Here is a 20045-nt window from a genome sequence, read left to right as displayed (position 1 = left end):
CACAACCCACGTTTGCACCCCCTAGAAATAGGTGTTAGGGAGCCATGGCCGACGACAGCGGCGACAAGACAGAGCAACCCACCCACAAGCGCCTGCAGGACGCCCGCAAGAAGGGCGACATCGCCAAGAGCAAGGAGCTGACCAGCACGGCCACGCTGCTGGTGTGGCTCGTGATGGGAGCGTTATGCCTGCGCCTGGGAACCGAAAGGGCTGCAGCCTTGTGCGAGGCCTTGTTCGCGCGCATCTCCAGCGGCTGGCGCGAGGAAGGCTTCGGCCATGTCGCCGCGCTGCTGGGCTGGCAGAGCGTCGAGCTGGCCTTGCTGCTGGTGGCCTTGCTCGTCATCCCCGTGGCGGCACTGGGCACGCTGGTGGAGTTCCTGCAGGCCGGTCCGGTGGTCGCGTTCGAGAAGGCGGCGCCCAAGCTGGAGCACCTGAACCCGGCCGAGGGCATCAAGCGCATGTTCTCGCTGGACAACCTGGTCGAGCTGATCAAGGGCATCCTCAAGACCGCCCTGCTGCTGGGCATAGGCTGGGCCGTGGCGCGGCTGCTGCTGCCCGACGCCATGCGGCTGGCGCTTGACACCGGGCGGCCGGCCCAGCACCTGGGCGGCCTCGTCTGGGAAGCCACGGTCAAGACGCTGGCCTGGACGGTGGGCGTGTTCGCCGGCGTGGCCGCGCTCGACACGTTCTGGACGCGGCACCGCTACACGAAGAAGCTGCGCATGAGCATGCGCGACATCAAGAAGGAAATGAAGGACAGCGAGGGCGACCCGCACCTCAAGCAGCAGCGCAAACAGGCCCATGCCGAATGGAGCCAGCGCAACCAGCAGGCGGCCGCGCGCGGCGCCAGCGCGCTGGTCGTCAACCCGACGCACGTGGCCATCGCCATCGACTTCGAGCCCGGCCGCTGCCCCGTGCCCACCGTCAGCGCCAAGGGCGAGGATCACGTCGCCCGCGCGATGCGCGAGGCCGCCGAGGATGCCGGCGTGCCCATCGTGCGCAACGTGCCGCTGGCCCGCGAGCTGCTGGCGCGCTGCGAGGAGGGCGAGGTCATCCCGCCGGACCTGTTCGACGTGCTGGCCGAGGTCATCGTCTGGGCCGAAGGGGTGCGCGAGCAGCTCAAGTGGGAGGCCGCCCGCGCCGACCCGCACCGGCGTGACCAGGTGCCGCCCGAGTCACCACGCACGCGGCCGGCGCCGGGTGAAGACCTGACCCGTCACCCCGACCTGGATCCCCGCGTGGTGTCCGCCTGAGCCCCGCATCGACAAGCCCCGGACACCATGCAAGAACTGATGCTCAACTTCGCCAGCACCCTCGCTGCGCTGGCCTTCGTGCTGCTGCTGGCCTGGGTGCTGATCCGTGGCTGGCGCCGCCTGCAGAACCTGGGCGGCGGCACCCCGACGGACACCACCGAGGCGCTGCGCTTCGTGCGCGCGCTGCCGGTCGGGACACGCGAACGCGTCGTGTTGCTGGACCATGCCGGCGAGCGCTGGATGCTGGGCGTCACGGCCGGCGGCATCAGCCTGCTGGCCCGCTGGCCTCACCCCGCCACCCCAACGGGCGGCGACGCATGAGCGCCGGCTTCTTCCACCGCGGCGACAAGCTGCTGCTGCGCGAGTTCGTCGCCGGCGACGCGCCCGATGTGCAGCGCCTGCATGCCGACCCGCGCGTCCGCGCGCTGCTGCCCGACGAGCAGCCGCTGCACGAGGCGCGCTGGGCCCAGGACTTCACCGCCTGCCTGGCCGGCTTCTACCGCCGGCACCCCGGCCTGGGCATCTGGCGCTGCGCCGTGCCGATGGACGATGGCGATGGCGAGCAGTTTGCCGGCTGGTTCAGCCTGATGCCGATGCAGGCACGCCCTGGCACCACGGCCACAGGTCCACAACCCGGCGACGCGGAACTCGGCAGCCGGCTCATGCCGGAGCACTGGGGCAGCGGCTTGAGCCTGAGCGGCGGAGAGGTGCTGCTGCATCACGCCTTCGAGCGCTTGGGACTGCGCACCGTCTGGGGCGTCTGCCACCCCGACAACCGTGGCGCCCGCGTCTGCCTGGAGGCGCTGGGCTTTTCGCCGCGCCGCCGCGCGCCCTACGAGGGCCAGCTGTCCGACTACCACGCGCTGGACGCAACCACCTGGTCGAACGTGCGCCTCCTCGGCCGCCGCGACCGCCTGCGCCTGAGCCGGCGCGCCCTCCCACCCTCAGCCCTCGCCAGACCATGAACAAGCCCGCCTCACCCAACCCCTGGCAATCGGCCTTGGGCCAACGCCTGGCGCAAGCGCTGGCGCAGTCCCGCCTCGCGCACGCGCCCTTCGCCGACACCGCCAGCGGCGCCGAGCCCGACGCACTGGCGACGCGCTGGCAACTGCCCGCCCGGCCGCTGCAGCAGGCCGCCGCGGCGGGCGCGCTCAGCGAGATGCTGGGCGGCGCCGCGGCACACGCCGAGCTGCTCGCGCGCTGCCTGCAGCACTACCGCACGCAACTGGCGGCCGACGCCGCGCAAGACGACCTCGGCGTGGCGCTGGCGGCCTATCTGGGCGCATGCCGCCAGGCCTTCGACCAGGAGCCGCTCAGCCCGCAGCGTTGGCAGGCCGTCACGCAATGGCTGAAGGCCTGGGTCATCGACGAGCTGCCCTGGGATGACGCGCCGCTGGCCGAACGCCAGGACGCGTTCGAGCGCTTCGCCGTGCTCGCCGTCGCCCTGGGCGAATGGACCGTGCAGGCCAGCCGCCAGGGCAAGGCGCAGCAGGCCTCGGCCACGTGGATGGCCAGCAGCAGCCTGCGCGGTCAGCTGGGGCTGGACCTGCCCGCGCTGTGCGCCGTGCTGCGTGCGCTGGACGTGCCGACTGCGGGCAACCCTAGCGCGCAGCACGCCGAATTAGGAGCAGCCGCAGATAGGCAGCGCAGGTCCGACCCCGTTTAATGAAACCCGTCAACGCCGCAGAGTTTGATTAGAAAACCTTGACGACAAGACACGCAGCGAACCCGGTGTTTTTCTCAGTCGCCGCCGGATTCAGATGCCTCGGAATTTCAATCAATGACTGCGGCAAGGTTTGCCGCGAAACCCAATCTTTTTGGAGATCAACATGGGATCAGCAGTTAGCAGCGTTTTCGGTGGCGGTGGCTCGGGTGGCATCCTGGGTGCCGTGGGCGGCATCGTCGGTGGCATCTTCGGCGGCCCGATCGGCGCCATGATCGGCCAGGCCATCGGCGGCATGCTGCAGCAAGCCGTCGGCGACGCGAGCAAGCAAGCCGTCGACACGCTGCAAAAGGAACATGGCATGCCCAAGTTCCTGGCCGAGGAAGTCAAGTCCAAGATCGACGAGGCCGTGCAAGGCCTGCTCAGCCAAAGCCAGCAAGGCGTGACCCCGGAAGCCGCTGGCCACGCCAAGGAAGCCGCTGGCGACTGGATGCAGCAATTCATCCAGGACTCGGCCAAGCAGATCGTCGAGGAAGCCACCAAGCAGCTCAAGGGTGAAGGCAAGGCCGACGGCAAGGCTTCGGCCGAAAGCTGGCTGGTTGCCATCGCCAAGGCGATGGGCAAGACCATGGGCGACCGCGCCGGCAAGCTGGTCGACCTGAGCCAACGCATCGCCAACACCAAGACCGGCGGCAGCAACACCGACCAGCAAGCCTCTGCCAAGCAGATGCAGCAACTGAACGCGGAGTTCCAAGCCACGTCGCAGGAATTCAGCCTGCTGCAGAACACCTTCTCGACGGCCATCAAGGCCATCGGTGAAGCCATGTCCTCGGTGGCCCGCAAGCAGTAATCGCTTTTTGCCCCCATCGCCGGAGTGCCGAAAAGGCACTCCGGTTTTTCCTTTTTCCAGCGCCCTCCATGACAGCCAGCCATTTCCCCCGAATCCCAGCGAATGTCCTGAAAACCATCCTGGCCGGCGCGGCACTTGCGCTGCTGCAGGCTTGCGGCGGTGGCGGCGGCGGTTCATCGTCGCCCGACCCCACCACGCCGACGTCGCCGACCACCCCCACGCCGCCGTCCATCACCACGTACGGCAGCCGCACGCTGCCGGGCCGACTGCTGGTCAACGCGCCGGACGGACGCGCCGCGCGGCTGATGGACCTGTCCCTGGGCAACCAGGTCAGCCTGCCCGCGTCGACGAATGCGAGCTTCGATGTGTGGTCGGCCAGCCAGAACGGCCAGACGCTGGTGCGCTGGACGCGCGACAGCGGCCTGAACAGCTATCCGGTCGCGTGGTTCGATGCGGCCACGCTCGCCGCGCGTGGCACGCCGCAGGCCGTGTCCAGCCTGCTGGGCCTGAGTGACCTGCAGTTGTCGGCAGACGGCAAATGGGCGCTGGCGCAGTACGGCGACAACTTCCAGACCGACCGTCGCCTGACCGTCTTCGATGCGAGCAACATGAGCGTGCAAAAGCAGGGGTCGCAACTCGACGGCGCCGACATCGTGGGCGACCCACAGGCCTGGCTGCCCGACGGCCGCTACCTGTACCTGCGCGCCAACGAGCTCTGGGTGTCGTCGCCAACCAGCACGACTTCAGAGCTGGTGGCTCGCCTGGCGCTGCCGTCCAACGACGCCGTCGACAACACGAGCTTCGTCGCCGGTCAGAGCAGTCTGGCCGTCAGCCCCGATGGCACGCGCATCGCCTTCACCTGGCGGGTCAAGCGCGGCAACGGCATGGACACCCACATCTTCACGGCCCGTGCCGACGGCAGCGACATCAAGCAGATGACCGCCGTGGCCGACACCACCGACCCGCTGGGCTATGCCTTCGGCAGCCCGACCTGGTCGCCCGACGGCCAGTGGCTGGCCTTCGTGCTGTACATGAACGGCGCCACCGCGGCGCCGGTCTGGCCGCAGGACAGCATCGGCGCGGCCAAGGTCGTCGGCACCACCGGCTGCGCGGCGAGCCCGGCCTATGTGCTGCCCGCGTCGCAGGCCCAGGCGCAGGCCTTCACCTGGCCCGCGGTGAAGCAGGAGCTGGCCCTCAAGATGCTCGCTACCACCGGCGGCGGCGGCGAATGGGTCACCACCTGCTCGACGCTGCGCTGGCTGCCATGACCATTGCTTACGCGTTCATCGCTGCATGGGCAACGGGCTTGTTGGAAACTGGGTGGCAGGGTTCGTTCGCCACATCCACATGGGTCTCGTGATGAAAACAGCTTTGAAGCATGTGCGCCGCTCGCCGGCACTCCGCGTTGCGTGGCGCACCGGCACGCTGGCCTTGCTGGCCGGCCTGGTGTCGCCCGTGGCGTCGGCGCAGTACGTCATGGAGTTCGCCCAGACCTACAACGCGCCGGCCTCCAACTTCATCAGCAACACCTTCCTGAACCAGCAGGCGCTCATCAACGCCACACGACCCGGCGCACCCCAGGCCGGCGGGCAGAAGGCTTTCCCGCTGGCCTCGCCGCAGGTGGAGCGCAACGCGGCCGAGCTCGCGCAGGCGGCGCCGCCGGCGCAGCGCGCGCGACTGGAAAAGGTCTACGTGCAGTTGATGCCGGGCTATCACCAGCTGGAGCAGAAGCTGGGATGGCCGGCGAACGACGTCGCCGGCGCGATGGCGGCCCTGCTGGCGGGCAACTACATGGCCATGACGGGCAGTGAGCTCAGCGACGAATCGGTCACGGCCGCGGGGAACCAGCTTCGCGCCAGTCCCGCCGTCCAGGGCCTGCTGGACCAGCTGAGCCCGGCGGACCGCCGCCGCCTCTACGAGCAGTGCGCCATGCTGGGCACCTTCATGGCGCTGGCCAACAAGACCAGCCAGCAGCAGCCTGCCAATGTGGTGGCCAATCTGCGGCAGTCGGCGCGGGAAAACCTGCGCGTGGTGCTGGGCGACGCCGCGGACAGCCTGCGCTTCACGGCCCGCGGCATACAGCTGCGCTGAGCGAGAACGCGCGGGCGGCTGTAGCCCCAGCCCCGGGGCCGGCCATCACCAGCTCATTTTTCTTGGAGTTCGATTTGCCTCGACTGCAGACCCCTTCCCTGCGCCTCGTGCTGGCGGCCCTCGCCTGTGCCGCCGCACCGGCCTTCGCGCAGGTCGCGCCTTCCATCAGCCTGGCCGAGCAGATGCGCGGCATGCTCGGCAAGCCCGCGGCGGGCGGCGCCGCCACGGCCGCGCCGACGTTCGCCCCCGCGCCGGCAGCCAACGGTGGCGCCAACCTGGGCCCCTTCAATGCGCCCATCGTGGTGGACGGCCCGCCTCAGGTCCGCCAGTCCGCCGCCGAACTGGCGCAACGCTTCCCGGCCGCCCATCGCGGCGCGATGACCAAGGCCTATGAGGAATCGTTCGTCTTCTGGCAGAAGCTCGAGACCCAGCTCGGACTGACGCCCAACGATGTCGCCGCCGGCGTGGCCGCCTTCATCGCCGGCAACTACGCCGCCTTCATGCAGCAGCAGGTGGCCGATGAGGACTTCAAGTCGCTGGTGCTGCAGATGCAGAGCCTGCTGGCGCGCAACCCGTCCTTCGCCCAGAGCAGCCCCACCGCCAAGCGCGCGATGTTCGAGCAGCTGGCCATGGTGGGCACCTTCATGGTGGTCTACCGCGAGCACCTGAACCGCAAGCCCAACCCCAACGAAGAGGTCAACTTCCGCAACGCGGCCAAGGCCAACCTGGAGGCGGCGCTGGGGTTGGCGGTGGAGCGCATCCAGATCGGCCGGCAGGGGCTGGTGGCGCGCTGACCTGGCGGCGCCTGCCGCCGCGATCTCAGAAGCTGTAGTCCCGACCGGAGATCGCGTCGGCCACCGTCCTGGCCCAGACCTCGAGGTAGGTGAAGTTGGGCGAGTCCGGTGACTCGTAGTCATGCACGACCATGGCCTCGAGATCGAGCACCGCCTCGCTGGCCTGCGGCGTCGGGTGACGCAGCGGGGCCAGCAACACGACCCGCCGCGACGAGTGCATGCCGTCGGCCAGGTCGACGGCGTCCAGGTTCAGGCCCCAGCGCCAGTGCCCATCCGCCTGGCGGATCGCCTCGCCCAGCGTCAGCGCCATATCGCCCAGCAGGCTGTAGACGATGTGCCGGCCGTGCCGCGGGCCGTCGGGCCAGGGTTTGTGCGCCGGCAGGCCGGCCGCGGGGGGCAGCTGTGGCCAGTGCTGCTTGGCCCAGGTGTTCAAGGCCTTGGCGTAGGCCACGCCTTGCAGTGCCTGTGGGTCGGGGCCGCCGTGCGCCAGCAGCCAGCCGCGCACCAGCCGCAGGCGCTCGGCCAGCGTGGCCTGGAAGAAGGCCCAGTTCTGCTGCGCCTGATCGTCGCTGAGCGCCGCACCGCAGCCCGCGTGCGGCAGCGCGAAATGCGGGTAGTCGCTCAAGTCCCAGGTGGGCACGCGGGGGGCGCCGGCGAGCCAGCGCTGAATCAGATTCAACATGTTGAACAAGCGCAAACGAACAGTGGGCGACCCTGTCGAGCCGCCCACTTCGAAGAGGCCGCGGTCAGAACCAGCCTTTTACCGTATTGAAGATGCCGCGGCCGCCCGCGTCACCGGCAATCGCGCCACCGATGCCGCCGATGATGCCGCCCACCACCGTGCCCACGCCCGGGAAGATGGCCGTGCCGATGGCCGCACCCGCGGCCGCACCACCCCAGCCACCGAGCGCGCCGCCGGCCACGCCGGATGCGGTGCGACCGGTGTTCTCGCCGATGCGGTTGCCGTCGGCCCGGTAGGCCTGACCCAGCGAGATGGCGTCCAGCACCACGCCCACCGGCCGGGCGACCTTGCCAACGCCTTCCAGCACTTGGCCGGAGCCACGCAGCATGCGGTTGGCCTTCAGCGCCTCGGCGTCGCGCGCGACCTGGCCGCGGATGTCGCTGTCCAGGCCCGTGCGGCCGACCTTGGACTCGATGTCGATGCGCTGGCGCATGCGCGGGTCGGTCGCCGGCGGCTCCACGACGACATCCACCCGCCGCGCGCCGCCCTGCTCCGGCACCTCGGTGCGCACCTGCGCGCCCGCGGCCCGCCATTCATTGGCAATGGCGTCGCGCGCCAGGGCGCCGTTGGTGTTGTTGGCAACGGCCACCCGCACCCCGTTGCCGGGGCCGAGCGACCCCGGTGGCGGCGTGCGGATGCTGGCGTCGAACTGGATGCCGTTCTGCCTGAACAGATCGGCGAGCCCGGGCGTGAACCCGCCCTTGCCGGTCCACTGGCTGCGCGTCGCCTCCCACTGCTTGACGAGGATGGGGTTGTCGCGCAGCAGCTGGCCGCCTTGCTGGACCCACGACTGGCCGGAGGCCCAGAGGCCTCCGGGGACGTGGTCCGGCATCGGCCCGGTTGCGCCGGCCTGGCTGTCACGAGCGGCCTGCAGCAGGTCCTGGTGATAGTGCGCGACGTCACCGGGATGACCCGATGCCAGCAGGTGCTGTTCGATGGCGGCATGCGCCGTCTCGGCAGACTGCGGGTCGGTGTGTCGCGCGTCCACCACCCAGCGCGCCAGGCGCTGGGTGTCCACCACGCCGGTGCGCGGGTCGGTCGCGCGGCCGACCACGTCCGCCGCGGGATCGCGCGTGACCGGTGGCGCCGGCCGGGCGCCGGAGGCGCCGTCGATTGCAAGCACGCTCATGGCCGGCCTCCCGTCAGAAGTCCAGGCGGACCAGCGTCAGCGAGAAGCGGTGCGCATCGCGCGTCGCGGCCTCGGGTTGACGGCGGCCTTCGCCGCCTTCGCTGGCCGCCGCCAGCGCGCCCAGGAAGGCGCCGCTCAACGAAGCCGACAGCAGGCCCGAGAACGCGCTGAACAGGTGCTGCAGGAAGTCGCCTGCCTTCTGCTGCGTGCTCGCGGCCGGCGGGTTCTTCTGCAGGTCGGTGCCGTTGATGTAGGCCTGGTCGACCGCCTTGATGTTGCCCTGCGCGTCCACGCCCAGGAAACCCTTGCCGGCGGGGTTCTCCTGCAGCACGTTGCCATCGTCGTGGGTCCAGTCCAGCGTGCTGCCCCAGCCGGCGGCCTCGTTGATCTTGAGGTCGCCCACCTTGTTGGTGTCCACGCCGCTGATCTCGACGCCGTAGTCGCCGCTGGTGATGGCGACCTTGCTGGCCACCGTCGCGCCGTTGCCGGCTTTCCAGGGCGTGGTCTCGATGGTGACCTTGGTGCCGTCCTCCAGCTTGAAGGTGGTGGTGCCCCAGAAATCGAAGGCTTGCTTGCCGTCGATGTTGACGTGCGGGTCGCCCCAGATGTTGTAGTTCTCGCCGGTCTTCTTGTTGAAGATGTTGACGGTGTTGTTGTCACCGGCGGTGATGCGGTAGTTGTCGTTCTCGAACACGGCCTGGCCACCGCTCATGTGGGTACTGGCGTGGGTCGGGTTGGTGTTGGCAACGCTGGACGAGGCGCTCAGCGCCGTCGTGCTTATTGCCGCTTGAATGGTCGTCATTCGGCTCTCCTCAGGGGGTTTGACTCAGTCGCGGATGCCATTGCATTCGCAGTCGGTCACCCCCGCTAGCTGGGGCCGCCCGCAATTCGGGGCAGCCGCAGCTAGGGTGGGCCGCAATCGCCGCGCACCGGATCCGCGCTCACGTCGCAAACAGCTTCTGGATGCTGGCCCGCAGCCACACGGTGGCCGCGTCCTTGTGCGCGCGGCGGTGCCAGAACTGGTGCACCGGGATCACCGGCGCCTTCACCGGCGTGTCGAAGATGCGCAGCTCGGCGTAGCGCGAGCAGATGTCGGCCAGGTCGCGCGGCACGGTGGCGATCAGGTCGCTGCTCTCGATGATGGGCGGCAGGCTCATGAAGTGCGAGATCTCCAGCGCCACGTCGCGCTTGAGCCCCTGCTGCTGCAGGTATTGCTCGAACACATGGGCGCGACCCTCGGGCTTGACGAGCACGTGGCGCATGGCCAGGTAGTCGTCCACGCTCAAGGGCGCGTCGCCGACCTTGGGGTGATCGCGCCGCACGATGCAGACATGGTGGTTGTCGAACAGCTTCTGGCGGAAGAACTCGGCGCTGTCCAGGTCGGGGAAGTACCCCAGCGCCAGGTCGGCCGCGCCCGAGGCCAGCGCCTCCGACGCGGCCAGCCGCGGGCGCGACACCACGCGCAGCCGCAGGTGCGGCGCCGCCCGGGCCAGGAAGGCCAGCAGCGGCGGCACGAAGTGCATCTCGCCGATGTCCGGCGTGATCAGCGTGAAGGTGCGCTCGCTGGTCGCCGGGTCGAACTCGGCGCTGCTCAGGATTTCGGTCTTCACCGTCTCCACCACGCGCCGCACATGCGGCGCCAGCGCCTGCGCGCGCAACGTGGGCTCCATGTGGCTGCCGGTCTTGACGAACAGCGGGTCGCCGAACAGCGCGCGCAGCCGGTTCAGCGCGGCGCTCATGGCGGGCTGGCTGAGGCCAATGGCCTCGCCGGCGCGCGTCACGGAGCGGTGCTCCGCCATCGCGTCAAAGCTCACCAGCAAGTTCAGGTCGACCTTGGATATATCCATTTGGTGGATTCTAAATATCCACCCCATCATCTGGATGAATTGAAGCCGTTTTCCTAGAGTCGCCGCCAGTGCAAAGCAATGCCTCGCCCGCCACGGGCCAAGAGGCTCTTCCTGGAGACGATTCAATGTCCACGCTGACCCTGGCGCAGGCCAACGCCCTGCTCGCCGCCGCGCTGGCCGCCGCCCGCGCGGCCGGCCATGCGCCCATGGGCGTGGTGGTGCTGGATGACGCCGGCCACCTGAAGGCCGCCCAGCGCGACGACGGCGCCAGCATGTTCCGCATCGACATCGCTGCGGCCAAGGCCTGGGGCGCGGTCGGCATGGGCGTGTCCAGCCGCGTGCTGGCCGAGCGGGCCAAGGGCAATCCCAACTTCTTCACGACGCTGGCGGACACGGCCAAGGGGCGCTTCCTTCCGCAGACGGGTGCCGTGCTCATCAAGGACTGCTCGGGTCGCGTGCTGGGCGCGGTGGGTGCCTCGGGTGGCAGCGGTGACGAGGACGAGGCGATCTGCATTGCCGGTGTGGTCGCTGCAGGCTTGGTGGCTGGATGACCCTTCAACCCTGCGCCTGCCGGGGCATCGACGTGCACGCGCACGTCGTGCCCGAGCACTTCCCGGCCTACCTGGGTGCCCATGTGCCAGCGCAATGGCCGTCCACCGTGGCCGCGCCGACGCAGGGCGGCCTGTGCCACCGCCACGTGATGATCGCCGGCAAGCAGTACCGCACCGTGTCCGATAAATGCTGGAGCACGCCGCGCCGCCTGGCTGACCTGCCCGGCATGGGACTGGCGCAGCAGGTGATCTCGCCGATGCCCGAACTGCTCAGCTACTGGCTGGAGCCGGCCGACGCGCAGGCGCTGCTGCGCTACCTGAACGAGCAGACCGCCGCCATGGTGGCCGACAGTGGCGGCGCGCTGCTGGGCCTGGCCGCCGTGCCACTGCAGGACCTGGATCTCGCCCTCGCCGAGCTGCGGCACGCCGTGGATAAGCTCGGCTTGGTGGGCGTGGAGCTCGGCAGCAACGTCAACGGCGTGCCCATCGGCGACCCGCGCTTTCTGCCCTTCTTCCAGGCCTGCGAGGCGCTGAACGTGCCGGTGTTCGTGCATGCCCTCAAGCCCACCGGCATGGACCGCCTCGTGGGCCCGGCGCCGCTGCAGCAGGTGCTGGCCTACCCGAGCGACGTGGGCCTGGCCGCGGCCTCGGTCATCACGGCCAACCTGCTGCTGGCCTGCCCGCGCCTGCGCATCGCCTTCAGCCACGGCGGCGGCACGCTGGCCATGTTGCTGCCGCGGCTGCAACAGGGCTGGCAGGTGTTCCCGGCGCTGCGCGAGCAGGTGCAGGCATCGCCCGTCGAGCAGGCGCGCCAGCTGTTCTTCGACACCCTCGTGTTCGACGACGCCACGCTGCGCCATCTGGTGGAGCGCTTCGGCGCGAGCCAGCTGATGCTGGGCAGCGACTACCCCTTCAACTTCCATGACCGCACGCCGGCCCAGCGCGTCGAGGCCGCCGGCTTAGACGACGCGACCGTCAGCGCGCTGCTGCATGGCAACGCCGAGCGCTTCCTCGGTCTTACTCCCAAGGCCTATTCATGAGTTCACGCTGGATCAGCGGGCTGCGCAGCGTCGCCCTGGACGTGCCCGACCTGGCGCGCGCTGAAACCTTCTACACCGACGTCTGGCGCCTGAAGGTCGCCGCGCGCAAGGCCGATGCGATCTACCTGCGCGGCACCGGCGCCGACCACCACCTGCTGGCGCTGCACGCCGCCGACACGCTGGCCATTCGCCACGTCACGCTGCGCGCCCGCGATGAAGCTGCGCTGACGGCGATTGGCGCAGCCGCCGTGGCCGCCGGTGGCCGTGTCCAGCACGCCCTGGCCCGCATCGCCGAGCCCGGCGGCGGCACCGGCCTGACCGTGCGCGACCCCAGCGGCCGGCTGTTCCAGGTCATCCACGGCGACACCCGCCACACCGACACCGCCGACGAACCCGACAGCCCCATCCGCCTCGCCCACGCGGTGCTGAACAGTCACGCGCTGCCCGCCAGCCAGGCGTGGATAGAGCAGGCATTGGGCTTCACGCTGGCCGACCGCACGCGGATCATGGCGTTCCTGAACTGCGCCAGCGACCACCACACGCTGGCGCTGGGCGACGCCGACAACGACGCGCTCAACCACATCGCCTTCGTCATGCCCAGCATCGACGCCGTCATGCGCGGTGGCGGCCGCATGCGCGATGCCGGCCACGCCATCGAGTGGGGCCCGGGCCGCCACGGCCCCGGCAACAACGCCTTCAACTACTTCATCGGCCCCTTCGGCGAGGTCATCGAATACACGGCCGAGGTCGAGCAGATCGACGACAGCTACCGCGCCGGCGGCCCCGCCGACTGGACCTGGCCGCCCGGCCGCGTCGACCAATGGGGCATCTCCGCCCCACCCAGCGCCGCGCTGAAAGCCGCGCAGCGCAGCGTCTTCTTCATCCCGACCTGAACCCGATCCGAATCGAGTCCCGCCATGAAATTCACCACCTTTGTCAGCGCCGATGGGCGCAACCGCCTGGGCCTCGTCGACGGCGACCGCGTCATCGACCTGAACGCCGCCCAGCCGCAAGTGCCGGCCGACCTGCGCGCCGCGCTGGAAGCCGGTGTGGACCTCGCCGCCGCCGCGCAAGCCGCGCTCGCGAGTGATGCCACGCGCACGCCGCTCGCCGACCTGACGCTCGCCCCGCTGGTGCCCGAGCCCGGCAAGACCATCTGCCTGGGCCTGAACTACTACGACCACGCCAAGGAAGGCGGCCGCGAGAAGCCCGAGTACCCGTGGTTCTTCTTCCGCGGCAAGAGTTCGCTGCTCGCCCACGGCGCCCCCGGCCAGTTGCCCCAGGTCTCGGAGAAATTCGACTACGAGGCCGAACTGGCCCTGGTCATCGGCGCCAAGGTGCCGCGCCACGTCAGCCAGGCCGATGCGCTGGCCTACGTGTTCGGCTACACCTGCTTCAACGACATGTCGGTGCGCGACTACCAGAAGCGCACGCCGCAATGGACTATCGGCAAGAACTTCGACGCCACCGGTGGCTTCGGCCCGGTGCTGGTGACGGCCGACGAGCTGGCGCCCGGCGCCACCGGCCTGCGCATCCAGAGCCGGCTGAACGGCCAGGTGATGCAGGACGCCTCCACCACCGACATGATCTGGAGCGTCGCCGAGACCATCGCGCTGCTGTCCGACTGCCTGACGCTGGAGCCGGGCGACGTCATCGTCATGGGCACGCCAGCCGGCGTCGGCCAGGCGCGCACGCCGCCGGTGTGGATGAAGGACGGCGACGTCATCGAGATCGACATCGAGCGCATCGGCACGCTGGTCAACCCCATCCGTCGCGAAGAGGCTTGAGCCATGGCTGAGCCGCTGTACGACGTGGCCATTGTCGGCTTCGGGCCTTCGGGCGCCGTGGCTGCGGCCTTGCTGGGCCAGGCCGGGTTCAAGGTCTTTGTGGCCGACCGAGCGCACGAGGTCTACGACCGGCCGCGCGCCATCGCGCTGGACCACGAGGTGCTGCGCGTGTTCCAGCAGCTGGGCGTGGTCGAGCAGATAGCCCCCTTCATGGAGCCGTTCACCGACTCCTGCTACTACGGCGTCGACGGCGAACTGATCCGCCGCATGACCATGGTGGCGCCGCCCTATCCGCAGGGCTACACGCCGTCGGTCGTGTTCACGCAGCCGCCAGTCGAAGAGGCGCTGCGCCGCGCCGTCGCCGCGCGGCCGTCGGTCATCGTCAACACGGGTTTGACCGTCTTCGATCTGCAGCAGTCCGACGAGCAAGTGTTGTTGCATTGCCGCGCCGAGGACGGGGGCCTGAGCCAAGTGCGGGCCCGCTACGCCATCGGCTGCGACGGCGCTTCAAGCACCGTGCGTGACCTGGTCGGTATCACGCTGGAGGACTTGTCCTTTGACGAGCCCTGGCTGGTGGTCGACGTGTTGGCCAACGAGCAAGGCCTCGCCAAGCTGCCCACCACCAGCGTGCAGTACTGCGAGCCGGACCGGCCCTGCACCTATGTGATCGGCCCCAGGAACCACCGCCGCTGGGAGATCTCGCTGAAAGCCGGCGAAAACCCCAAGGCCGTCGTCGAGGACGACGCCACGTGGACGCTGCTGTCGCGCTGGATCACGCCAGCCGACGGCGAGCTGTGGCGCCAGGCGGCCTACCGCTTCCATGCGCTGGTGGCTGAGCGCTGGCGCATCGGCCGCGTCTTCATCGCCGGCGACGCCGCCCACCAGCAGCCCCCCTTCCTGGGCCAGGGCATGTGCCAGGGCGTGCGCGACGTCGTCAACCTGGCCTGGAAGCTGACGGCCGTGCTGCGCGGCGACGTGCGGGCCAGCGCCGCCGACACGCTGCTGGACAGCTACGGCCTGGAGCGCAAGGCCCATGTGAGCGACCTGACGACGCGGCTCAAGGGCATAGGGGCGGTGATCTGCGAGCGCGACGTGGACGCGGCACGCAGCCGCGACCGCCAGATGCTGGCCGAGGGCGTGGCCCCCAGGCCGCGCCAGGACATGCTGCCGCGGCTGACGACAGGCCTGCTCGACGACAGCGCTGCCGCAGGCAGCCTCGCGCCACAGCCCTGGCTGCTGCTGCCGGACCGCCGCGTGCGCATGGACCACTGGCTGGGCTGCGGCTGGCGCCTGCTGATTGCCGCCGACAGCGACCTCGGGGGCCCCACGCCGGCCCAGGCCCACGCGCTCAAGTTGCAGACGCTGCGCTTCGGTGACGGCGAAGGCTGCATGGCCGAGGCCGAGGGCGTCATGGCGCGCTGGTTTGAGGCACAGGGCTGCCAGGCCGTGCTGCTGCGGCCCGACCATTACGTCTACGGCACGGCCGGCGACGCGGCGCGGCTGCGCGCACTGCTGGACGACGCCGTCGTGGCACTGCATGGCTGACGATACTCAAGCCATGAGCATGCTGCCCGACTCAATTGCCACGCGACTGGCCGCCTTGGGGGCAGGCTTCAACCTGCCCGAGGTGCAGGCGATGTACGAGCCGCTGCTCGCCCAACAACCCACGAACGGCGTGCTGCGGCTGGAGTCACAACGGTACGGCGAGCATGCGCGCCAAGTGCTCGACGTCTACCAACCGACGGCCGAAGCAACGGCACCCCGCCCGCTGCTGCTGTTCTTCCACGGCGGCGGCTTCATCCGCGGCGACAAAGCGCACAAGGCCAACATCGGCTGGCATCTGGCACGGCACGGCGTGGTCACGCTGCTGCCCAACTACCGCCTGGCGCCGGAGCACCGCTGGCCCGCCGGACCCGAGGACGTGGCCGCCGCCGTGGCCTGGGCACGCGAGCAGGCATCGAGCCTCGGTGCCGACCCCGCGCGCATCTTCCTGATGGGCGAGTCGGCCGGCGCGGCGCATGTGGCTGCCGCTGCTCTGTTGAGGCGCTTTGGCGTGCTGGGCATCCGCGGCGCCATCCTGACCTCGGGACCGTACAACGCGCGGCTCGAACGCCTGACCCGCGACGCCTTCGGCATCGCCACGCCGGACCCGCGCAACGATGCCTACTTCGGCACTGACGATGCGGAGACGCTGATCGCGATGAGCATCGTCGACCAGGTTGACGCGGCCCCGTTCCCATTGCTCGTCACCTATGCCGAACGCGACCTGCTGCAGATGCAGGTGCAGGCCGGCGAGCTGTTCGCGCGGCTCAGCGGCCGGCATGGGTTTGCACCTGAGCTGCGCTTCATCCGCCACCACAACCATTTCTCGCAGACGCTGGCCGTCAACACCGGCGACGACAGCCTCAGCGGCCCGGTGCTGGACTTCATCGCGCGCCACGGCTGATCGGAGCCCTCATGAGTCCGTTGCCCGCCGTGCCGGCGCACGAATGCCCGGGCGCGCTGGAGTCCTATTCCAGCGGCAGTTCCCTGGCCGACCTGGCCGCCGAACCGCAGGCGCTGGCCGTGCTGGAGCGGCTGGCGCCGGGCCTGCTGCAGGCGCCGGCGGCCTTCGGTGGCGGGCCGCTGCCCCTGGGCATCCTGCGCGTCTTCACGCCACGCACGAGGCTGGAGCACCAGGGCCAGGACGGCGCCGCCGTGCTGGCGCAGCTGGATGCGGCGCTGGCCGCCATCCCGCCCAGCGACGAGGCCTTGCGCCAGCGTTGCGCCCGCTACGACGCCGTTGCGCCCGAGCTGCCCGCGCAGCTGCCGCGCCCGGCGCTGCTGGTGTTCGACAAGATCAACGGCTTTCGTGACGAGGCCAGCGTCAACGGCGCCCGCGACGCCGTCACGGTGATGGCGCGGCGGCGCGGCTGGAGCCTCGTGTTCAGCGACAACGGCGCCGTCTTCAACGCGCAGGACCTGGCGCGCTTTGACGCTGTGTTCTGGAACAACGTCAGCGGCGACGCGCTGACGCTGCCACAGCGCGCGGCCATGCGCGCCTGGGTGGAAGCAGGGGGTGGCTTTGCCGCCGTGCATGGCTCGGCCGGCGACCCGGTGTGCCGCTGGGACTGGTATGCCGACACCTTGCTCGGCGTGCGCTTCGCGGGCCACCCGATGGCGCCGGTGCTCCAGCAAGGCCTTGTGCGCGTCGAGCCCGGCCACGCCATCGTCGACGGCCTGGGCGAGGGCTGGGACATGCTGGAGGAGTGGTACTCCTTCACCGCCAGCCCGCGCCTGACCGGCGCGCAGGTGCTGCTGACTTTGGACGAGGCCAGCTACGACCCGGTAGGCCTGGTCGGGCGCGACCTGCGCATGGGCGACCACCCGCTGGCCTGGGTGCGCCGGGTCGGCCGCGGCCGCTCGTTCTACAGCGCCATCGGCCACCGCGCCGAGAGCTACCAGCACCCCGAAAGCATGCGCGTGCTGGAGCGCGGCCTGGCCTGGACCATGGGCCTGGCGCCGTAGCGCCCGCGCCCCTGCGGCGCGGCCGTTTGTGGCTGCGCGACCTCGGTGTTTTCCCCTGACCGCCGGCCGTTGGCAGGGCGGTTTTATCCACCAAAACCCCCGCCACGCCCGGGCCAGCGGCAAGTCCCCTGCACCATCCACAAGATGGATTCGGAGAATTCACTTCATCCCCTGGATGAATGAATAGCCAGTCCATAGACTGGCCTTCAACAGATCAAAAAGCCCGTCCGCCACCCCTGCGGAGCGAGGTTCACAGGAGACAGTCCATGACCCAGCAGACCCGGGCGAGCCCCTCGCCGGTTGATGTCACAACGCCGCCATCGCGGCGCGCCGCCGCGCCCACCGGCAGGCCTGATTTCCCCCATTTCTAGAACCGCTGCGCCGGCCCGCATGGAGCCGGCCGCCAGAACACGGTCAGCGCCCGAGGCCCCGCCTTGGCCACCATCACAGGAGACAAACTTGACCCGTCATTTCGCGCCCTTCCGCCCCAGCGCCATCGCCCTGGCTCTGTCCACGATCAGCCTGATGGCCGCCGCGCCGTCGGCATCGGCACAGCAGGCCGCCACCGAGGCCACCCCGGCCAAGGCCGAGGTGAACGAGCTGCCCACGGTCATCGTCACGGCACAAAAGCGCACGCAGACGCTGAAGGAAGTGCCCGTCGCCATCAGCGTCGTCAGCGCCGAGCAGTTGCAGAAGCAAGGCATCACCGACATCACCGACCTGTCCAAGACGGCCGCCAGCCTGGAGTTCGGCGACACCAAGACCGGCGGCGCCGGCGGCAGCGCGTCCATCCGCGGCATCGGCACGGCGGTGTTCACGACCTCGGCCGAAAGCTCGGTGGGCATCGTCGTCGACGGCGTGCCGCTGGGCAACACGGCCGGCGGCGCGCTGTTCGACCTGGAGCGCGTGGAAGTACTGCGTGGCCCGCAGGGCACGCTGTTCGGCAAGAACGCCTCGGCCGGCGTGCTGAACATGGTCACCAAGGCGCCCAAGTTCAACCTCTTCGAAGGCTCGGCCTCGCTGGAGCTGTCAGGCAAGAACGCGCTGGGCTCCAAGCTCGGCAACACGGTGCTGCGCGGCGCGGTCAACGTGCCCATCAACGACATCTCGGCGCTGCGCATCACGGCCCATGCCGACCAGCTCAAGGGCGTGTATCACAACGTCTTCAACGGCACCGATGCCAAGACCACGGGCACGGGCGCACGGGTGCGCTACCTGCTCAAGCCCGACGGCGACCTGAGCATCAACCTCATCGCCGACTACGACAAGAACAAGAGCACCAACGCGGTGTTCTTTGCACCCGCCATCGCCTACGCGTCCAACACGGCCGGCAACCATGCGCCGCTGGCCGAGTTCGCCGCCTGCGGCGTGACGGTGAGCCTGAAGAACAACACCGTCTGCTCGGACTCGCTGGAGCTTTTCCAGGCGACGGTCGGCGGCCTGTCGGCCCAGGTCGACAAGACGCTGGCCAACGGCCTGACGCTGACCTCCATCACCGCCGTGCGCGAGCGCAAGACGGGGCCGGACGCCGCGGCCATCGACATGTCGGTGGGCTATGACAAGGTGCGGACATCCGGCACCGAGATCAAGATCCGCCAGCTCAGCCAGGAGCTGCGCCTGTCCTCGCCCAGCGGCCAGTCGGTGGACTGGGTGGCCGGCCTGTTCCTGTCCGACTACCACTCCACCAAGGTCTCCACCACCACCATCCTGCCGTCGCCCTTCGCGCCGTCCCCGCCGGTGCCACGCTCGATCTCGACGCTGATCGACTACACGACCGACACCGGCTCCGCCGCGCTGTTCGGCCAGGCCACATTCAAGCTGGACGAACAGCTCAAGCTGCTCACCGGCCTGCGCTACACCCGCGACCGCGTGAAGGACCAGCAGGTGCGCAACGGCAACGTCGCCTTCGCCAACTTCGCGCTGCCGCCCACCGTCATGAGCAGCGCGGCTGCGGCCCGCGAGAGCGACCTGTCCGGCAAGGTCGGCCTGCTCTACGCGCTGGACAAGCAGGCCCAGGGCTACCTCACGCTGAGCCGCGGCTACAAGGGCCCGCAGATCGACAACGACACGCCCATCAGCGCCCTCGCTGCCAGCGGTTCCACCAGCGGCACGCTGGTCAAGGCCGAGCAGCCCACCAGCCTGGAACTGGGCCTGAAGACCAGCCTGTTCAACAAGCACCTGGACGTGGACATCGCGGTGTTCAACACCAGCATCAAGAACTTCCAGGAACAGAACTGCACGCTGAACCCGGTCGGCGCGCTGAACTGCATCCCGCTGAACGTGCCCAAGGTCAAGAGCTATGGCCTGGAGCTGGACCTGCGCGCCCGCGTGCTGGGCGCGCTGAGCCTGCGTGCCAGCGGCGCGCTGATCATGGGCACCGAGTACCCGAGCGGCTTCACCTTCGACAACCAGAACGTCGGCGGCCAGCGCCTGCTGTACTCGCCCAAGGGCAAGCTGACCGTCGGCGCCGACTACGACACCGAGGTCTGGGGCGGTTACGAGTGGAGCCTGGGGCTGGATGCGACCTACAAGACCGCCGTGCGCCTGTGCAACACCCTGGCGCCCGAGTGCAGCTACAAGGCCCACAGCATCGTGGGCCTGCACACCGGCCTGCGTAGCCCGGACGACCGTTGGGGCATCAGCCTGTTCGTGCGCAACGCCGGCGACGAGCGCGTGCCCAACGCCATCCTCTACCCGCTGCCCGGCAAGGGTGCGGGCTCCGGGTATGCCTATTCGCTGGGTGCCAATTCCTTCCGCACGGTGGGACTCACGGCCGACATCAAGTTCTGAT

The 20045-nt window shown here is 69.7% G+C and carries 20 protein-coding genes; 16 read left to right on the top strand and 4 right to left on the bottom strand.

The window, feature by feature from the left end; all coding sequences use genetic code 11:
• Positions 1-44: 44 nt before the first annotated feature.
• The 8 genes from AC1D29_RS09485 to AC1D29_RS09450 all read left to right on the top strand — a co-directional run bounded on the left by AC1D29_RS09485 (position 45) and on the right by AC1D29_RS09450 (position 6651).
• Complete coding sequence (locus AC1D29_RS09485) at positions 45-1253, top strand: EscU/YscU/HrcU family type III secretion system export apparatus switch protein (protein ID WP_477896539.1); 1209 nt, start codon at positions 45-47, stop codon at positions 1251-1253.
• Positions 1254-1280: 27 nt separating this feature from the next.
• Positions 1281-1574 carry a flagellar biosynthetic protein FliO gene (locus tag AC1D29_RS09480; RefSeq protein WP_477896537.1) on the top strand — a complete coding sequence of 98 codons (294 nt, stop codon included), beginning with the start codon at positions 1281-1283 and terminating at the stop codon, positions 1572-1574.
• Positions 1571-2218, top strand: a complete 648-nt coding sequence (locus AC1D29_RS09475) for a GNAT family N-acetyltransferase (RefSeq protein WP_477896535.1) — start codon at positions 1571-1573, stop codon at positions 2216-2218. The genes AC1D29_RS09480 and AC1D29_RS09475 overlap by 4 nt, the downstream gene beginning before the upstream one ends.
• Positions 2215-2919 carry a DUF6683 family protein gene (locus tag AC1D29_RS09470; protein WP_477896533.1) on the top strand — a complete coding sequence of 235 codons (705 nt, stop codon included), beginning with the start codon at positions 2215-2217 and terminating at the stop codon, positions 2917-2919. The genes AC1D29_RS09475 and AC1D29_RS09470 overlap by 4 nt, the downstream gene beginning before the upstream one ends.
• Positions 2920-3082: 163 nt before the next feature.
• A complete protein-coding gene (locus tag AC1D29_RS09465) occupies positions 3083-3766 on the top strand; it encodes a hypothetical protein (protein WP_477896531.1) in 684 nt (227 codons plus the stop codon).
• A 68-nt stretch (positions 3767-3834) separates the two neighbouring features.
• A complete protein-coding gene (locus AC1D29_RS09460) occupies positions 3835-5034 on the top strand; it encodes a TolB family protein (protein WP_477896525.1) in 1200 nt (399 codons plus the stop codon).
• Positions 5035-5125: 91 nt separating this feature from the next.
• The gene (locus AC1D29_RS09455) at positions 5126-5857 is read left to right on the top strand and encodes a DUF6683 family protein (RefSeq protein ID WP_477896523.1); all 732 of its coding nucleotides are present in this window, start codon (positions 5126-5128) and stop codon (positions 5855-5857) included.
• A 74-nt stretch (positions 5858-5931) separates the two neighbouring features.
• Positions 5932-6651 carry a DUF6683 family protein gene (locus AC1D29_RS09450; RefSeq protein ID WP_477896521.1) on the top strand — a complete coding sequence of 240 codons (720 nt, stop codon included), beginning with the start codon at positions 5932-5934 and terminating at the stop codon, positions 6649-6651.
• 25 nt (positions 6652-6676) lie between these two features.
• Here the strand turns inward: AC1D29_RS09450 and AC1D29_RS09445 are convergent, their stop codons facing one another.
• The 4 genes from AC1D29_RS09445 to AC1D29_RS09430 all read right to left on the bottom strand — a co-directional run bounded on the left by AC1D29_RS09445 (position 6677) and on the right by AC1D29_RS09430 (position 10369).
• Positions 6677-7333, bottom strand: a complete 657-nt coding sequence (locus tag AC1D29_RS09445) for a hypothetical protein (RefSeq protein WP_477896519.1) — start codon at positions 7331-7333, stop codon at positions 6677-6679.
• 64 nt (positions 7334-7397) lie between these two features.
• Positions 7398-8522 (bottom strand): hypothetical protein, encoded by a 1125-nt coding sequence (locus AC1D29_RS09440; RefSeq protein ID WP_477896517.1) that lies wholly within the window; start codon positions 8520-8522, stop codon positions 7398-7400.
• Positions 8523-8535: 13 nt separating this feature from the next.
• Positions 8536-9324 (bottom strand): DUF1521 domain-containing protein, encoded by a 789-nt coding sequence (locus AC1D29_RS09435; protein ID WP_477896515.1) that lies wholly within the window; start codon positions 9322-9324, stop codon positions 8536-8538.
• 139 nt (positions 9325-9463) lie between these two features.
• A complete protein-coding gene (locus AC1D29_RS09430) occupies positions 9464-10369 on the bottom strand; it encodes a LysR family transcriptional regulator (protein WP_477896513.1) in 906 nt (301 codons plus the stop codon).
• A gap of 125 nt (positions 10370-10494) precedes the next feature.
• On the opposite strand from AC1D29_RS09430, the gene AC1D29_RS09425 reads away from it, so the two are divergent.
• The 8 genes from AC1D29_RS09425 to AC1D29_RS09390 all read left to right on the top strand — a co-directional run bounded on the left by AC1D29_RS09425 (position 10495) and on the right by AC1D29_RS09390 (position 20044).
• The gene (locus AC1D29_RS09425) at positions 10495-10920 is read left to right on the top strand and encodes a GlcG/HbpS family heme-binding protein (protein ID WP_477896511.1); all 426 of its coding nucleotides are present in this window, start codon (positions 10495-10497) and stop codon (positions 10918-10920) included.
• A complete protein-coding gene (locus tag AC1D29_RS09420) occupies positions 10917-11960 on the top strand; it encodes an amidohydrolase family protein (protein WP_477896509.1) in 1044 nt (347 codons plus the stop codon). Before AC1D29_RS09425 ends, AC1D29_RS09420 begins: the two co-directional genes overlap by 4 nt.
• A complete protein-coding gene (locus AC1D29_RS09415) occupies positions 11957-12853 on the top strand; it encodes a VOC family protein (RefSeq protein WP_477896507.1) in 897 nt (298 codons plus the stop codon). Before AC1D29_RS09420 ends, AC1D29_RS09415 begins: the two co-directional genes overlap by 4 nt.
• Positions 12854-12877: 24 nt before the next feature.
• Complete coding sequence (locus AC1D29_RS09410) at positions 12878-13747, top strand: fumarylacetoacetate hydrolase family protein (RefSeq protein WP_477896505.1); 870 nt, start codon at positions 12878-12880, stop codon at positions 13745-13747.
• 3 nt (positions 13748-13750) lie between these two features.
• Positions 13751-15292 carry a bifunctional 3-(3-hydroxy-phenyl)propionate/3-hydroxycinnamic acid hydroxylase gene (locus AC1D29_RS09405; protein ID WP_477896503.1) on the top strand — a complete coding sequence of 514 codons (1542 nt, stop codon included), beginning with the start codon at positions 13751-13753 and terminating at the stop codon, positions 15290-15292.
• A 13-nt stretch (positions 15293-15305) separates the two neighbouring features.
• The gene (locus tag AC1D29_RS09400; RefSeq protein ID WP_477896501.1) at positions 15306-16193 is read left to right on the top strand and encodes an alpha/beta hydrolase; all 888 of its coding nucleotides are present in this window, start codon (positions 15306-15308) and stop codon (positions 16191-16193) included.
• Between the two features lie 11 nt (positions 16194-16204).
• Entirely contained in the window at positions 16205-17254 is a 1050-nt protein-coding gene (locus AC1D29_RS09395; protein ID WP_477896499.1) for a ThuA domain-containing protein, read from the top strand.
• A gap of 459 nt (positions 17255-17713) precedes the next feature.
• Positions 17714-20044, top strand: coding sequence for a TonB-dependent receptor (locus tag AC1D29_RS09390; protein WP_477896497.1), 2331 nt, complete (start codon positions 17714-17716; stop codon positions 20042-20044).
• Position 20045: the final 1 nt, after the last annotated feature.

This window comes from Roseateles sp. P1_C6, assembly GCF_056406315.1.
Note: the sequence above shows the minus strand (reverse complement) of the source record. Positions and strands in the feature narration are given on the sequence as shown.

Bases quoted from the DNA above. Each gene is read 5' to 3' on its own strand.
- AC1D29_RS09465 (WP_477896531.1), top strand. From the start codon at position 3,083: ATGGGATCAGCAGTTAGCAGCGTTTTCGGTGGCGGTGGCTCGGGTGGC.
- AC1D29_RS09455 (WP_477896523.1), top strand. From the start codon at position 5,126: ATGAAAACAGCTTTGAAGCATGTGCGCCGCTCGCCGGCACTCCGCGTT.
- AC1D29_RS09395 (WP_477896499.1), top strand. From the start codon at position 16,205: ATGAGTCCGTTGCCCGCCGTGCCGGCGCACGAATGCCCGGGCGCGCTG.
- AC1D29_RS09430 (WP_477896513.1), bottom strand. From the start codon at position 10,369: ATGGATATATCCAAGGTCGACCTGAACTTGCTGGTGAGCTTTGACGCG.
- AC1D29_RS09480 (WP_477896537.1), top strand. From the start codon at position 1,281: ATGCAAGAACTGATGCTCAACTTCGCCAGCACCCTCGCTGCGCTGGCC.
- AC1D29_RS09460 (WP_477896525.1), top strand. From the start codon at position 3,835: ATGACAGCCAGCCATTTCCCCCGAATCCCAGCGAATGTCCTGAAAACC.
- AC1D29_RS09420 (WP_477896509.1), top strand. From the start codon at position 10,917: ATGACCCTTCAACCCTGCGCCTGCCGGGGCATCGACGTGCACGCGCAC.
- AC1D29_RS09415 (WP_477896507.1), top strand. From the start codon at position 11,957: ATGAGTTCACGCTGGATCAGCGGGCTGCGCAGCGTCGCCCTGGACGTG.
- AC1D29_RS09400 (WP_477896501.1), top strand. From the start codon at position 15,306: ATGAGCATGCTGCCCGACTCAATTGCCACGCGACTGGCCGCCTTGGGG.
- AC1D29_RS09410 (WP_477896505.1), top strand. From the start codon at position 12,878: ATGAAATTCACCACCTTTGTCAGCGCCGATGGGCGCAACCGCCTGGGC.
- AC1D29_RS09425 (WP_477896511.1), top strand. From the start codon at position 10,495: ATGTCCACGCTGACCCTGGCGCAGGCCAACGCCCTGCTCGCCGCCGCG.
- AC1D29_RS09440 (WP_477896517.1), bottom strand. From the start codon at position 8,522: ATGAGCGTGCTTGCAATCGACGGCGCCTCCGGCGCCCGGCCGGCGCCA.
- AC1D29_RS09475 (WP_477896535.1), top strand. From the start codon at position 1,571: ATGAGCGCCGGCTTCTTCCACCGCGGCGACAAGCTGCTGCTGCGCGAG.
- AC1D29_RS09470 (WP_477896533.1), top strand. From the start codon at position 2,215: ATGAACAAGCCCGCCTCACCCAACCCCTGGCAATCGGCCTTGGGCCAA.
- AC1D29_RS09485 (WP_477896539.1), top strand. From the start codon at position 45: ATGGCCGACGACAGCGGCGACAAGACAGAGCAACCCACCCACAAGCGC.
- AC1D29_RS09445 (WP_477896519.1), bottom strand. From the start codon at position 7,333: ATGTTGAATCTGATTCAGCGCTGGCTCGCCGGCGCCCCCCGCGTGCCC.
- AC1D29_RS09405 (WP_477896503.1), top strand. From the start codon at position 13,751: ATGGCTGAGCCGCTGTACGACGTGGCCATTGTCGGCTTCGGGCCTTCG.
- AC1D29_RS09435 (WP_477896515.1), bottom strand. From the start codon at position 9,324: ATGACGACCATTCAAGCGGCAATAAGCACGACGGCGCTGAGCGCCTCG.